This window comes from Amycolatopsis sp. cg13 (assembly GCF_041346965.1).
GTDB lineage: Bacteria > Actinomycetota > Actinomycetes > Mycobacteriales > Pseudonocardiaceae > Amycolatopsis.
Map to the genome: position 1 here is coordinate 6,019,097 of NZ_CP166848.1, position 13,058 is coordinate 6,032,154.

At 68.0% G+C, this 13,058-nt stretch carries 14 protein-coding genes; 5 read left to right on the top strand and 9 right to left on the bottom strand.

Going from position 1 to position 13,058, the window contains the following annotated elements; all coding sequences use genetic code 11:
• Positions 1-16 precede the first annotated feature (16 nt).
• Entirely contained in the window at positions 17-592 is a 576-nt protein-coding gene (locus AB5I40_RS27995) for a SigE family RNA polymerase sigma factor (protein WP_051172562.1), read from the bottom strand.
• 195 nt (positions 593-787) lie between these two features.
• Here AB5I40_RS27995 and AB5I40_RS28000 point away from each other — a divergent pair, with 195 nt between their 5' ends.
• Positions 788-1,072, top strand: coding sequence for a YciI family protein (locus AB5I40_RS28000; RefSeq protein WP_370933082.1), 285 nt, complete (start codon positions 788-790; stop codon positions 1,070-1,072).
• On the opposite strand, the gene AB5I40_RS28005 is transcribed toward AB5I40_RS28000, so the two are convergent.
• From AB5I40_RS28005 to AB5I40_RS28020, 4 genes are all read right to left on the bottom strand, one after another.
• On the bottom strand, positions 1,069-2,067 hold the full coding sequence (locus AB5I40_RS28005) for a 2Fe-2S iron-sulfur cluster-binding protein (RefSeq protein ID WP_370933083.1): 999 nt from the start codon (positions 2,065-2,067) through the stop codon (positions 1,069-1,071). The two genes, AB5I40_RS28000 and AB5I40_RS28005, sit on opposite strands and share 4 nt — an antisense overlap.
• Positions 2,064-2,924 carry a metal-dependent hydrolase gene (locus AB5I40_RS28010; RefSeq protein ID WP_370933085.1) on the bottom strand — a complete coding sequence of 287 codons (861 nt, stop codon included), beginning with the start codon at positions 2,922-2,924 and terminating at the stop codon, positions 2,064-2,066. The genes AB5I40_RS28005 and AB5I40_RS28010 overlap by 4 nt, the downstream gene beginning before the upstream one ends.
• A complete protein-coding gene (locus tag AB5I40_RS28015; RefSeq protein WP_370933087.1) occupies positions 2,921-4,390 on the bottom strand; it encodes a flavin-containing monooxygenase in 1,470 nt (489 codons plus the stop codon). The genes AB5I40_RS28010 and AB5I40_RS28015 overlap by 4 nt, the downstream gene beginning before the upstream one ends.
• A 75-nt stretch (positions 4,391-4,465) precedes the next feature.
• Positions 4,466-5,233, bottom strand: coding sequence for a helix-turn-helix transcriptional regulator (locus AB5I40_RS28020; protein WP_370933088.1), 768 nt, complete (start codon positions 5,231-5,233; stop codon positions 4,466-4,468).
• Between the two features lie 149 nt (positions 5,234-5,382).
• Here AB5I40_RS28020 and AB5I40_RS28025 point away from each other — a divergent pair, with 149 nt between their 5' ends.
• Positions 5,383-6,351, top strand: a complete 969-nt coding sequence (locus AB5I40_RS28025) for a zinc-binding dehydrogenase (RefSeq protein ID WP_370933090.1) — start codon at positions 5,383-5,385, stop codon at positions 6,349-6,351.
• Here AB5I40_RS28025 and AB5I40_RS28030 read toward each other — a convergent pair.
• The 3 genes from AB5I40_RS28030 to AB5I40_RS28040 all read right to left on the bottom strand — a co-directional run bounded on the left by AB5I40_RS28030 (position 6,348) and on the right by AB5I40_RS28040 (position 8,716).
• Entirely contained in the window at positions 6,348-6,821 is a 474-nt protein-coding gene (locus AB5I40_RS28030) for a pyridoxamine 5'-phosphate oxidase family protein (RefSeq protein ID WP_370933092.1), read from the bottom strand. The two genes, AB5I40_RS28025 and AB5I40_RS28030, sit on opposite strands and share 4 nt — an antisense overlap.
• An 8-nt stretch (positions 6,822-6,829) precedes the next feature.
• Positions 6,830-7,720: an SDR family oxidoreductase gene (locus AB5I40_RS28035; RefSeq protein ID WP_370933093.1), complete on the bottom strand. Its 891-nt coding sequence runs from the start codon at positions 7,718-7,720 to the stop codon at positions 6,830-6,832.
• Between the two features lie 81 nt (positions 7,721-7,801).
• On the bottom strand, positions 7,802-8,716 hold the full coding sequence (locus tag AB5I40_RS28040) for an aldo/keto reductase (protein ID WP_370933095.1): 915 nt from the start codon (positions 8,714-8,716) through the stop codon (positions 7,802-7,804).
• Between the two features lie 62 nt (positions 8,717-8,778).
• On the opposite strand from AB5I40_RS28040, the gene AB5I40_RS28045 reads away from it, so the two are divergent.
• The 3 genes from AB5I40_RS28045 to AB5I40_RS28055 all read left to right on the top strand — a co-directional run bounded on the left by AB5I40_RS28045 (position 8,779) and on the right by AB5I40_RS28055 (position 11,557).
• Positions 8,779-9,600, top strand: coding sequence for an LLM class F420-dependent oxidoreductase (locus tag AB5I40_RS28045; protein WP_370933097.1), 822 nt, complete (start codon positions 8,779-8,781; stop codon positions 9,598-9,600).
• 104 nt (positions 9,601-9,704) lie between these two features.
• The gene (gene fbaA / locus AB5I40_RS28050; RefSeq protein WP_370933098.1) at positions 9,705-10,736 is read left to right on the top strand and encodes a class II fructose-bisphosphate aldolase; all 1,032 of its coding nucleotides are present in this window, start codon (positions 9,705-9,707) and stop codon (positions 10,734-10,736) included.
• A gap of 164 nt (positions 10,737-10,900) precedes the next feature.
• Positions 10,901-11,557, top strand: a complete 657-nt coding sequence (locus AB5I40_RS28055; protein WP_370933100.1) for an MBL fold metallo-hydrolase — start codon at positions 10,901-10,903, stop codon at positions 11,555-11,557.
• Between the two features lie 9 nt (positions 11,558-11,566).
• Here AB5I40_RS28055 and AB5I40_RS28060 read toward each other — a convergent pair whose 3' ends face one another.
• A complete protein-coding gene (locus AB5I40_RS28060; protein WP_370933101.1) occupies positions 11,567-12,988 on the bottom strand; it encodes an alpha-L-fucosidase in 1,422 nt (473 codons plus the stop codon).
• Between the last annotated feature and the right edge of the window lie 70 nt (positions 12,989-13,058).

Genomic DNA, 13,058 nt, shown 5'->3' on the forward strand with positions numbered 1-13,058 from the left:
GATTGGTCCGCCCAGGTCACTGGGGCGGCTGCATTGCCTTCTGCAACGCCTCCAGCGCCCGGCTGGCGGTTGACTTCACGGTGCCCTTCGAAATGCCCGCGGCTTCCGAAATCTCCGCTTCGCTCAGCCCGCCGTAGTAGCGCAGCACGAGCACCTCGCGCTGGCGCGGCGGAAGCTTCGACAGGGCGTTGACCACGGCCTGGTGCTCGCTGGAGAGCATCGCGAGGCTTTCCGCGGACCGGGCGTTCACCGCGTGCGGGGGCACGTACTCGCGCGCGGTCTTGCGCCGCCGCAGCACGCTGCGCGATCCGTTGACCACCGCGGTGCGCAGGTAGCCGACGGCCGCCGCGGCGTCGCGCAGCCTTCCCCAGTTGCGGTGCAGTCCGGTGAAGGCCTCCTGCACGACGTCCTCGGCCGTGGCGGGCTCGTCGACCAGCAGGATGGCGAGCCGCACGAGCCGCATCCGGTGCTGCCGGTAGAGGTCCTCCAGGTTCAACGGGGCGGTCGGCGGCTGCGCCGGGACCGGCCCGTCCATGGTCCGCAGGTGGCCGAGGGTCGCCTCGACGCTGCGTTCCGCGTTCCCCTCCAGCATGTATCCCCGCCTGTCCTCGACGTGTCCGCTCAGCAGGCCCATTGGCGCGCGATGGGCTCAGCGTGCACACAGGTTCCGCCCGCGCCTAGCCTATCGGGTTGGTCTTCCGCTGCCACCGCTCGCATGGTGCGTCCGCCCGGCGGTCACCGGTAGCGTCTGCGGCGTCACCGTCGTGTTCACCCCGGGAGTAAGCGCATGGCCTGGTACCTCGTCGAAATCCGCTACGTCCAGGAGAAGCTGGCCGACGTCCGGCCGCGGCACCGGGACTACCTGAAAGAGCACGTCGAGGCAGGTCGCGTGGCCGTCGCGGGTCCGCTCGCCGACAACTCCGGCGGGCTGGTGCTCTGGCAGGCCGAGGACGAGGCGGCGCTGAACGAGCTGATCGACAACGACCCGTACGCGCTCGAGGGCGTCGTGGCCGAGCGCACCGTCCGCGAGTTCAAGCCGGTGCTCGGCGACTGGGTCCCCGCCCAGGGTTAAAGCTCCAGGACGGCGGGCCCGCGGTCGACGCAGATCCGCACGCGCCCGCCGTCTTCGGCCGCCACCTCGCAGGTGCCGCAGAAGCCCTGCCGGCACGAGTACGGCACGTCCGGCAGCACCTCGCGCACCACGTCGAGCGTGGAGCGGTCGGCGGGCACGTCGAGGGTGTGTCCGCTGCGGCGCAAGACCACCTGGAACGGCTCGCCGTCCACGATCGGCGGCGGCGAGAACCGTTCGAAATAGACCGAGGCGTTGCCCGTGCGGGCCAGATCGACGCGGACGCCGGTGATCATCGGCACCGGGCCGCAGCAGTACACCGACGCGCCGGCGGGCATTTCCTCCAGCAGTTCCGCGCCGGACGCGGGCATGCCGAATTCTTTGTCCGGCCGGATCCGGACCCGCTCGGCCGGGAGTTCGTCGAGGAACGGCATCGACTCCCGGTCGCGGCCGGTGTAGACCAGCCGCCAATCCGCGCCGATCGCCTCCGCGCGGTGCACCATCGGCAGGATTGGCGTGATCCCGATTCCGCCCGCGATGAAGTGGTACGCGGGCGCGGTGACGAACGGGAAAGCGTTACGCGGACCGCGTACCGTGACGCGAGTTCCGGCGGTGAGCGCGTGGACCTCGGCGGAGGCGGAACCGATGAGTCGCACGGCAATCCGGTAGTGCGACAAGTCGGAAGGCGAGCCGCACAGCGAGTATTGCCGCACTTCCCCTGAAGGCAGCAGCAGATCGATATGCGCGCCTGGACGCCAAGTGGGCAGCGAAGTTCCGTCCGGCCGCACCAGGCGCAGGCTCACCACACCGTCGGCCTCGGTGCGCACGGCGTCGACGACCAGCGGCAGCCGCCGGTCGACCTCCTGCACTGGAGGACGCCGTCGGCCGGAAATCTCCGCCAGCCGCCGGTAGGTCGCGGTGACGGCGACCAAAGTGGACATCAGCCGGTCGCGCTTGCCGCTGCCGTCGAGCCGGGGCGGGAACTGCGGTGCGGTCATCGCGGAGCGTCGGCGGCCTTGGCCGCGGGCGAACTCGCCAGGTACGCCACCGCCTGGTCGGTGTTGCCGGTTTCGGTGGGGTGATAGGACTTCCGGAAGTACGGCCGGATCTCATGCAGCAGTTCGCGCGGTCCCGGCAGCAGCCCCTGGCGGGCGGCGCGCCGGTATGCCCGCCAGCTGGTGCGGCCTGGGCGCGTCGGGTCGTTCTTCATCAGGAACCGCGTCCCGCGAAGGAAAACCCACGCCAGCACCGGCGTCACCACGATCATCGAACGCACTCGCCGACCGTAACGGCCGTCGAGGTGACAGAACAGGTCGTAGGCCACCGACCGGTGTTCGACTTCCTCGGCACCGTGCCACCGAAGGAGATCCAGCATCGTCTCGTCGGCTCCGGCCGCGTCGAGTTCCTTCGCGTCGAGGATCCACTGGCCGAGAAACGCCGTGTAGTGCTCGATCGCGGCGACCAGCGCGAGCCGCTCGATCAGCCACTCCCGGCTCGATCCGGGCCGGTCGCCGAGCAGCCGCCGGAACATCCACTCCATCTGCGCGATGTAGGGCCGCACGGAAACCCCGGCGGACTCAAGATGTTCCGCCGCGCCGTCGTGTGCCTCGGCGTGCATCGCCTCCTGGCCGATGAACCCGAGCACGTCCTCCTTGAGCCGCTCGTCGCGGATCAGCGGGACGGCCTGCTTGAACACCTCGACGAACCAGCGTTCGCCTTCGGGCAGCGCCAAATGCAGCACGTTGATGCTGTGCGTGGCTTGCGGCTGCCCGGGAATCCAGTGCATCGGCAGCTTCGACCAATCGAACTCCACGTCTCGCGCGTGGAGCACGATCTGCTCGTGCTCGGCACTCATGACCGGCCGCTCAGTTCGTAGTCGCTCGGCTCGACGCGGCGGGTCTCCAGCCAGTACCGCCAGGTGAAGCCCGGCCAGATGGTCCGGTTGACGCCCTTCGCGTCGAGGTACCAGCTCTTGCAGCCGCCCTGGGTCCACACGCCCTTGACGAGCTTGTCCTGGATCTGTTCCTGGAATTCGTCCTGCACCGACGGCCGCACGTCGAGCGCCGCGGCACCGCGCGAATCGGCCAGCCGGATCGCGTCGACCACGTAGCGGGACTGCGATTCGATCATGAACACCACGGAGTTGTGGCCGAGCGCGGTGTTCGGGCCGAGCAGGAAGAACAGGTTCGGGAACCCGGACACGGTGATGCCCTTGTGCGTCTGGATTCCTTCGGTGGCCCAGGTTTTCGCGAGATTGCGGCCGTCGACGCCGGTGATGTCGAGGTACTCCAGCGCGTCGGTCACCTTGAAGCCGGTGCCGTAGATGATCGCGTCGACCTCGTGCTCGACGCCGGCGGTGTCGACGATGCTGTGTGCGCGGACCTCCGCGATACCGTCGGTGACGACGTCCACGTTCGGCCGGTCCAGCGCGGGGAAATAGTCGTTCGACAGCAGGACGCGTTTGCAGCCCATCGTGTAGTCGGGCGTGACTTTCCGGCGCAGCGCGGGGTCTTTGATGCCCTTCGCGATGTGCCTGCGCGCGAGAACCTCGGCGGCCTGCATGAGTTTCGGATGGCCGTTGAACCCGATCGCGCGGGATTCGAGCATCCAGTACAACGCGTTGCGGTAGAGCCGCTGCGTGCCTGGCACGCGCTTGAACAACTGCCTGGCCCAGCCTGGCATCGCGTGGTCCGGTTTCGGCATGATCCACGGCGGCGTGCGCTGGAACAGCGTCAGTTCGCCGACCTCGGGCGCGATCTTCGGCACGAACTGCACCGCGCTCGCGCCGGTGCCGACCACCGCGACCCGCTTGCCCTTCAGATCGAACTCGTGGTTCCACTGCGCCGAATGCCAGGTCTGGCCCTTGAACTTGGCGATTCCCGGCAGTTTCGGGATCTGCGGGATGTGCAGCCCGCCGACACCGGCGACGAGGAACTGCGCGGAAAACTCCGTGCCGCCCTTGGTTTCGATCGTCCAGCGGCGTTCGCCCTCGTCCCAGTGCGCCCCGGTGATCTCGACGCCGAAGCGAATCCGGTCGCGGAGTCGGTACTTGTCGGCGACGCCCTTGAGGTAGTCGAAGATCTCCGGCTGCGGCGAGAACGACCGGCTCCAGTCCGGGTTCTGCGCGTAGGAGAACGAGTACATGTGCGACTGCACGTCGCACGCGCAGCCCGGGTACGAGTTGTCCCGCCAGGTGCCGCCGACCTCGTCGGCCTTCTCCAGGATCACGTAGTCCCGGATGCCCGCTTTTTCGAGCTGGATCGCCTGGCCGAGCCCGGAAAACCCGGTGCCCACGATCACGACCTTGAACCGCTCGGTCATCTTGTCGGCCTCCGCTGCGCTGGGGGTCTGGCAGCGTTGATGTTACCTCAGGTAACAGTTACTTGAAAGTACTTCCTACTCGTCAGTACCACTCGGCAGCCGGTAGACCACCAGTGTCTGCTCCGGCCGCTCGGCCACGTGGAACGCGGCGTGCGACGCGGTGACCACGCCGAGCCGAGGGTGTCGAAAGCGCTTGTGACCTGCGTGGCTGAACTGGATTTCGTAGTGCGGCCACCACTCGCGCACCTCGGGACTCGCCTCGGTCAGCTCGGCTACCAGCCGGGTCACGCGCGGGTGATCGGGATGCCGTCCGGCGATCGCTCGCAGCCGGGCCAGGATGTTGCGCGCCTCCTGCTCCCAGTCGACCAGGACCTCGCGCGCGGCGGGCTCGGTGAACATCCAGCGGACGACGTTGGAACCCGGTTCGATGTTCCGGAACAGCTCCGCGGCGGCGTCGTTGTAGGCGAGCAGGTCGTAGCAGATTCCGGTGACGTACGCGGGGTTGTCGCCCAGCATCGCCGGGACGCCCGCGACCTCGGGCGCAGCCTCTTCGGGAGCGTCCTCGGGGGTTTTTCCGCCGTCGGCGAGGCGGCGTAGGTGTTCCTGCTCGGCGCTGGTCAGCCGAAGTGCGCGGGCCAAGGCGTCGAGCACCTGGTCGGACGGGCGGACGTCGCGGCCCTGTTCGAGGTAGGTGAGCCAGGTGGCGCTGATTCCGGCGAGCAGGGCCAATTCCTCGCGGCGCAGCCCGGGCGTGCGGCGGCGTCCGGTGATCGGCAGGCCCGCGTCGGCCGGGGCGATCCGCTCGCGGCGGCTGCGCAGGAAAGTGCCCAGTTCGACGCTCACCCTAGAACCTCCAGTACCAGAATAAAGCGATTCTGGATACCAGCTTAACGGCGCGCGAGGCTTGTCGTATGCGAGCTTGGACTGTTGCTTCACAAGACGACGACCTGCGCCTTTCCGAAGTTCCGGAGCCTTCTCTCCAGGGCGGTGGCGTGGTTGTGGAGGTACTCGCCGCGCACCTCCCGGCGTACACGAAAACGGTCGTGACGGGCGGGCGCGGCGGCCTGCTGACCCCGTTGATTCTTGGCCCTTCCTGCATCGGACGCGTGACCGACGTAGCGCCGGACGTTTTCCATGTCGCGCCCGGCGACGTCGTGCTGGACACGGCGCTGCTCAACGCGGGCGACGGCGACGAGATCCTGGTCGGCTGGGTCGGCCTCGGCGCTTCCGGCAGCACCGAACGCACGGACCGCATGCGGGAGGTGTGGCGTGACGGTGCTTTCGCGGAGAAAGCGTTGTGCGCCAAGGAAACCATGGTCAAACTGCCCGGTGCCGAGAATTACCCCGACCCGGCGCGGCTGGCGTTTCTGCCGTGGCTTTGCGTTGCCGCTGCGGGACTGCGCACGGCAGGTCCGCTGGCCGGGCGCGATGTCGCGGTGCTCGGCGCGACCGGCCAGATGGGCGGCGCGGCGGTGATGCTGGCGCTGGCCGAAGGCGCGGCGACGGTGACGGCGGTGGGCCGCAACAAGGTCGCGCTCGACCGGCTGGCCGAACTCGGTCCGCGCGTGCGTACCCATCAGCTGACCGGCGATCGCGCGACGGACGCGGCGGCGATCGGCCCGGTGGACATCGCCCTCGACGCTCTAGGTGCCACGCCCACGGCCGACGCGACGATGGCCGCCTACGACAGCCTGCGCGTGCGCGGCACGCTGGTGCTCGTCGGTGGCGTACGCCAGGACCTGACCATTCCGTACAGCGACTTCATGCACCGCAGGCTGACCTTGCGCGGCTCGTGGATGAGCGACGACGAGACGGTGACGAGGGTGTGGAACTTGGTCCGCTCAGGCGGGCTGGACCTCTCCGCGGTGGAGCTGCTGAAGGTGGGCCTCGACGACCCGGAAAGCGCGCTTGACCTGGCGGAACGTACTTCTGGGCTGAGCTTTGTCGCCCTGGTGCCTTAGTAGGTGCCGCCGAGTTTCGAGTGGTCCCAGCTCGCGATCTTCGTCGGACGCAGGATCAGCCCGAGCCGCTTCGGGGCCTGCCGTTCGATGAAGGTCCGCAGCTCGTCGGGCACCGGCGCGCCTGGCTCGGCTCCGGAGTAGCGCATCATCAGCGCGATCCCCATCGCCGTGACCTGGTCGGTGTCTTCGACGAACTCGACATCGGCCTCGAACGAAAGCCCGCGCAGCTGGTCGTACGCGTCGCCGCTTTCGATCAGCACGGTCGCCTCGGGCAGCCGTCGCAGGTTTTTCGCCTTCTGCGAGGTGCCATACGTCCACGTCGCGACCCCGCCCTCGTGCGGGTAGTACCAGAGGGCGGTGAGGTGCGGCCTGCCCTTCGGGCCGACCGAGGCCACGTTGATGACCTTCTGCTCGGCCAGGTAGGCCTGCACCTCGTCCGGAGTCATCCGGATCTGGTCGCGACGGGACATGGCGCTCCTCAGTTGCGCTTGGTGGCCGCGCGCCCGCCGTGGCCGTTGACCGACGACTCGAACGCGCCGCGCTCCTCGACGTCCTTCAGCGCGGCCCGGTCTGCCGCCGGCACCCGGGTCCGCGCGCCGAGTTCGACGATCGGCGGCAGGAACGAGCGCAGCAGCTTCAGGCCGCCGACCCAGCGTGGCACGTGGATCGTCCTGGCGCGGCGCAGAATCCCGGCCTCCAGGTCGTCGAGCGCCACGTCCAGCGGGTAGGTCTTGCCGAGCAGGCCGGGCATGCCGGAACGCAGCTTGCCGAACACCGGGTGCGCGTCGGCGCTTTCGACGAGGTCGGTGCGGATCCAGGTCGGGTGCGCGACGCCGACCTTCACGCCGAGGTGCGCGACCTCCGCGCGGAGGCTGTTGCAGAACGCCTCGACGCCCGCCTTCGCCGCGGCGTAGTTCGCCATGCCGGGCGCGTGCGTGATCGCGGCGAGCGAGGAAATGCCGAGCAGGTAGCCGCGGCGTTCGATCACGTGCGGGAGCGTGACGCGGAACGTGCGCCACACGCCGAGCAGGTCGACCTCGATCACCCGCTCGAACGCGGCGCGGTCCACCGAGCGCACGAAACCGGCGGTCGCGATGCCCGCGTTGGCGATGACGATGTCGATGCCGCCGAAGTGCTCGACCACGCCCTCGGTGACGCGTTCGAGGTCGTCCCAGCTGGTCACGTCGGCTTCCCAGGACTTGGCGCTCGGCCCGATCCGCTTGGCGACCGCCTCCTGCTCGGCGGCTTCGAGCCCGACGAGCGCGACCTTGGCTCCGCGCGCGGCGAGCCGCTCGGCCAGGCCGGCTCCGATCCCGCGAGCGGCTCCGGTGATGAGCACGACCTTGCCGTCGACCTGCTTCTGAGCCACGGTGCCCTCCTGAGCCGGTTTTGCCTGTCCGGAGGGCACCGTACAACAACCTACCCGCAGTAAGCTACTGTTCGGTAAGTATCAGTTCGACGCTTCGCCCAAAGCGGTGAGTTCAGCGTCGGTCAGGTCCAGCTCGACCGAAGCGAGCAGGTCAACGAGCTGCTCCGGGGTCCGCGCGCTGGCGATCGGCGCGGCGACGGTCGGCTGCTGACGGAGCCAAGCGAGCGAGACGCTGGCGACCGAGGCGTTGTGCGCGGCGGCCACGTCGTCCAGCGCGGCGAGCACCCGTTCGCCGCGGGCGTCGAGGTATTCCAGCGCCCGCGGAGCACGCGGGGAGTCGCCCGGCTCGTCCTTCGAGCGGTACTTGCCGGTGAGGAATCCCTTGGCCAGCCCGAAATACGGCAGCGTGACCAGGTTTTCGCGGGCGACGAGCGGGGCCAGCTCCCGCTCGTAGTCGCGCTCGACCAGGTTGTAATGCGGTTGCAGGGCCGCGTACCGGGCGAGGCCGTTCTGGTCCGAAATGGACAGTGCGGACGCGAGCCGGTCCGGTTCGTAGTTGGACGCCGCGATGTAGCGGACCTTGCCGTCGCGCACGAGCTGGTCGAACGCGGCGAGGGTTTCTTCTTGCGGAGTGTCGAGATCGTCCACGTGTGCGTAGTACAGATCGATGTGGTCGGTTTGCAGGCGCCGCAACGATTCCTCGACCGACGTGGCGATGTTCTTCGCGGAAAGGCCGGGCCGCTGGTCCCCCATGCCGACCTTGGTGGCGAGGACGATGTCGTCGCGACGGCCGCGCTTGGCGAACCAGTTGCCGATGATCGTTTCGGAACCGCCACCGCCGCCGTAGGTGTTGGCCGTGTCGAGGAAGTTGCCGCCGGCCGCGGTGTACGCGTCGAGAACAGTGAAGGACGCGGGTTCGTCCACGGTGTTGCCGAAGACGTTGCAGCCGAGGTTGAGGCCGTGGATGTCCAGTTCCGTAGTACCGAGCTTGGTCATGCTTTCGAACCTAATCCGGCCGGGGCGGGAGGAAAACCGGGTTCTCGCGCGTTGGGCGGGACATGGCTATCGAACTGGGCAAGCTAGGCGTTTGGCGGATGTCGACCGCGGTGGACGGCACGTTCGCCGCGGAGGTGGAGAAACTGGGCTACGGCACGGTCTGGCTCGGCGGTTCCCCCGGCGGCGACCTGGCGATCGTCGACGAACTGCTGGCCGCGACCGAGCGGATCAAGGTCGCCACCGGCATCGTGAACATCTGGGCCGACGCGCCCGAGGACATCGCACGGGCGTTCCGCCGCATCGAGGACAAGCACCCGGGCCGGTTCGTGCTCGGCGTCGGCGCGGGCCACCGCGAGCACACGCAGGAGTACAAGAAGCCGTACGCGGCGCTGGTCGAATACCTGGACGCGCTCGACGCGGCCGGAGTGCCCAAGGAGTCGCGCGCGCTGGCCGCCCTCGGCCCGAAGGTGCTCGAACTCGCCCGCGACCGCACCGCCGCCGCGCACCCGTACCTGACCACCCCGGAACACACCCGGGCCGCGCGCGAGATCGTCGGCACCGGAGCACTGCTCGCGCCCGAGCAGAAGGTTGTCTTCGACACCGACCCGGAGCGGGCGCGCGAGACCGGCCGCAAGACCGTGCAGTTCTACCTCGGGTTGTCCAACTACACCGCGAACCTGCGCAAGTACGGCTTCTCCGAGGAGGACATCGCCGGGAAGGGCAGCGACCGCCTGATCGACGCGCTCGCGGTCCACGGGGACGGAAAAGCGCTGGCCAAGGGCCTGCAGGCGCACCTCGACGCGGGGGCGGACCACGTCAGCGTGCAGTCGCTGGACGACGATCCGTTCCCCGCCTACCGGGCCATCGCGGCGGAGTTGCTCTGAATCGCTCCAGTCGGTTTCGTCTCGTGTGAGGTAGGACCGGTCGGCGCGGCCGGTCCACCTCGTACGATGCCGCTGTAGAAGCCAGTCGTCTCGAGGAGGAACCGATGCCCATCGCCACCCCCGAGGTGTACGCGGAGATGCTCGACCGGGCGAAGGCGAACGAGTTCGCCTACCCGGCCATCAACGTGACCTCGTCGGAAACCGTGAACGCCGCGATCCGCGGGTTCGCCGAGGCGGAGAGCGACGGGATCATCCAGTTCTCCACCGGCGGCGCGGAGTTCGCGTCCGGGCAGAAGGTGAAGGACATGGTTGTCGGCGCGACCGCGCTGGCCGAGTTCGCTCAGGTGGTCGCGGCGAAGTACGACGTCAACGTCGCGCTGCACACCGACCACTGCCCGAAGGACAAGCTGGACGGCTTCGTCCGCCCGCTGATCGAGATCTCCGCCGAGCGCGTCCGCAATGGCGGGCTGCCGCTGTTCCAGTCCCACATGTGGGACGGTTCGGCCATCGACCTGGACGAGAACCTGGAGATCGCGCAGGAACTGCTCGCCAAGGCCGCGGCGGCGAAGATCATCCTCGAGGTCGAAATCGGCGTGGTCGGCGGCGAGGAAGACGGCGTCGAGGCGGAGATCAACGAGAAGCTGTACACCGCCGAGGGCGACTTCCTGAAGACGATCGACGCGCTCGGCGCCGGGGAGAAGGGCCGCTACCTGCTGGCCGCGACCTTCGGCAACGTGCACGGCGTGTACAAGCCGGGCAACGTGAAGCTCCGCCCGGACGTCCTCAAGGGCGGCCAGGAAGCAGCCGCGAAGAAGCTCGGCCTGGACGCCGGCTCGAAGCCGTTCGATCTCGTCTTCCACGGCGGCTCGGGCTCCCTCCCGGAGGAAATCCGCGAGGCGGTTTCGTATGGCGTGGTGAAGATGAACGTGGACACCGACACGCAGTACGCGTTCACCCGCCCGATCGCGGACCACTTCTTCAAGAACTACGACGGTGTTTTGAAGATTGATGGAGAGGTCGGGAACAAGAAGGTCTACGACCCGCGCAGCTACCTGAAGGCCGCTGAAGCGGGCATGGCTGCCCGGGTGGTCGAGGCTACGCAGGCGCTGGGCTCGGCTGGCCAGAAGCTGGGCTGACGGAGTTTTTTTGGTGGGGAGGCCGTCTTCTTTGCGGAGGCGGCCTTCCTGCTTTTTTATTGGCGGTTGACGGGCTTGCTTGCGGCAGCGGCGCGCATCGCCAGGGCCCGGTTGACGGCACCGCACCACATCGGTTGGCTGGACCGTGACGAGGGAGGAACTCCATGACCTACACCGGAGTGGTGACCACCGGCGGCCCCGCTGATGTGCGGGAGACCAGCGGCCTGACCATCTCGAAAGTCTCAGTCGGCACGATCGACAACAACGCGTACCTGCTCCGTTGCCGTGCCACCGGCGAACAACTGCTGATCGACGCGGCCGCGGACCCGCAAACGCTGCTCGCCCTGGTCGGCGACGGCGGTCTCGCGTCGATCGTGACGACGCACCAGCATTGGGATCACTGGATCGCGCTGGCGGAAGTCGCCGAGGCCACCGGCGCCCGTACCTATGCTGGGCGCGACGACGTCGACGGGATCAAGGCCCGCATCGACGTTCCGGTGGATGACGGCGACACCATCCGCGTCGGCGAGGTCTCGTTGACGGCTCGGCATCTTGTCGGTCATTCGCCTGGGAGCATCGCGCTTGTTTACCGGGACCTGGAGGGTATTCCGCACGTCTTTACTGGGGATTCGCTTTTCCCTGGCGGGATTGGGAACACGGAGAAGGATCCGGCTCGTTTCGCTTCGTTGCTCAAAGATGTGGAGGAGAAGATCTTCGGGGAGCTGCCGGACGAGACGTGGTTCTACCCGGGGCATGGCGGCGATTCCACGCTGGGTGTGGAACGCCCGAAGCTCGCCGAGTGGCGTGAACGCGGCTGGTGAGCGGTCCGCTCACCAATCCGTCACCGAGAGCACCGCCGGGAACTCTTCCCCGAAGTCGTCCGTCCGACGCCGCGGCAACTCGATCACGATCCCCTCCGCCGTGCGGGTCCACGGCAGCGGCCGGGAATGCCCGCCCAGCAAACGGATTCGTGACCGACCACTGATCGGAACATCCCCCGGCACGAGAAGCCGCGCGCCGGGCCAATGCAGTGGGATCAGGTGGAACGCGCCGCGCGTTCGGGTGTAGCAGAGGTCGCCGTCCATCGCTCTAATCCATGGCGTCGAACCGTAGATCGCGCGGCCGTTCAGGCGGAGCCAGCGGCCCATGTCCAGCAGGCGCGAGCTCATCCAGTCCGCGATCGTGCCGTCCTCTCGGGGGCCGATGTTGAGCAGCAGGTTTCCGTTCTTGCTCACCACTTCGGCCAGCAGGCGGATCAGCTGCACGGAGGATTTGATCTTCGCTGGGTCCTCATTTTCGTTGTAACCCCAGGACTTTCCGATGTTCAGGCAAGCTTCCCACGGATCCGGACGCAGGACGTATTTCTTGTTATCTCCTTCCACGGTAGCGAAATCCGCGTGCGAAGCCTCGAAGCGGTCGTTTGCCAGGACGCTCTTCGGGTGCGGTCGGTCGGCGGCATTCCGGTAGTAGTAGGACAGGATTTCGTCACTGCGCCAGTCCCACGTCCTCGGGCGGAAGATCGGGCCGCCGCCGAAGTCGTGGTAGCCCTGGCCGTCTGCCCATAGGAGGTCGGGGTCGTAGTGGTCGATCAGGGTTTTCAGGTGTGCGTGTTCGTATTGGGTTACGTAGTCGGTGACTGGGCGGTAGCCGGTGTAGGCAATTTCCCCGCCGGTGTACGGGTTTTGAGGTGGGGTGCCGAGCGCGGGGTTGTAGAACTCGCCCAGTGAGTAGTAGAGACCGCGTTTGAGGCGGGAGTGGGCGGCTGCTGAGAAGAGTTCGCCGACCAGGTCGCGGCCTGGGCCCATACGGACGGAATTGCGGTCGGAAGCGGTGTTGCGGAACAGCTGGAAACCGTCGTGGTGTTTGGAAGTCAGGACGAAATACCGGGCTCCGGCTTGTTCGAACAGGCGCACCCAGGAGCGCGGGTCGTAGCGGCGGGCGGTGAAGCGCGGGATGAACTGGTCGTACGCGAAGTCCGCGCCGTAGGTTTTCAGGTGGTGGTCACGGGTACCGGTGCCGCGCGCGGGGTCCGTGACGTTCATGGCGTACAGGTACCACTCCGCGGCGTGTTTGGCGTCGCCCCAGGCCGCGGCTGAGTAGGCGCCCCAGTGGATGAAGATGCCGAATTTGGCGGAGGGGTACCACGGCGTGGCGGCGGGGGTGGCGTGCGCCGGGGCCGCGGTGAGCCCGAGCAGTCCGGCGGCGCCTGCCGCGGCGAGCACGCTGCGACGGCTGATTCCTGCCTGGTCCATGACGCATCCACTCCCGTTGCGGCGGCGGTCATCGGATGTATCGGTCCTTCAGGGGTACCAGCTCGCTGAG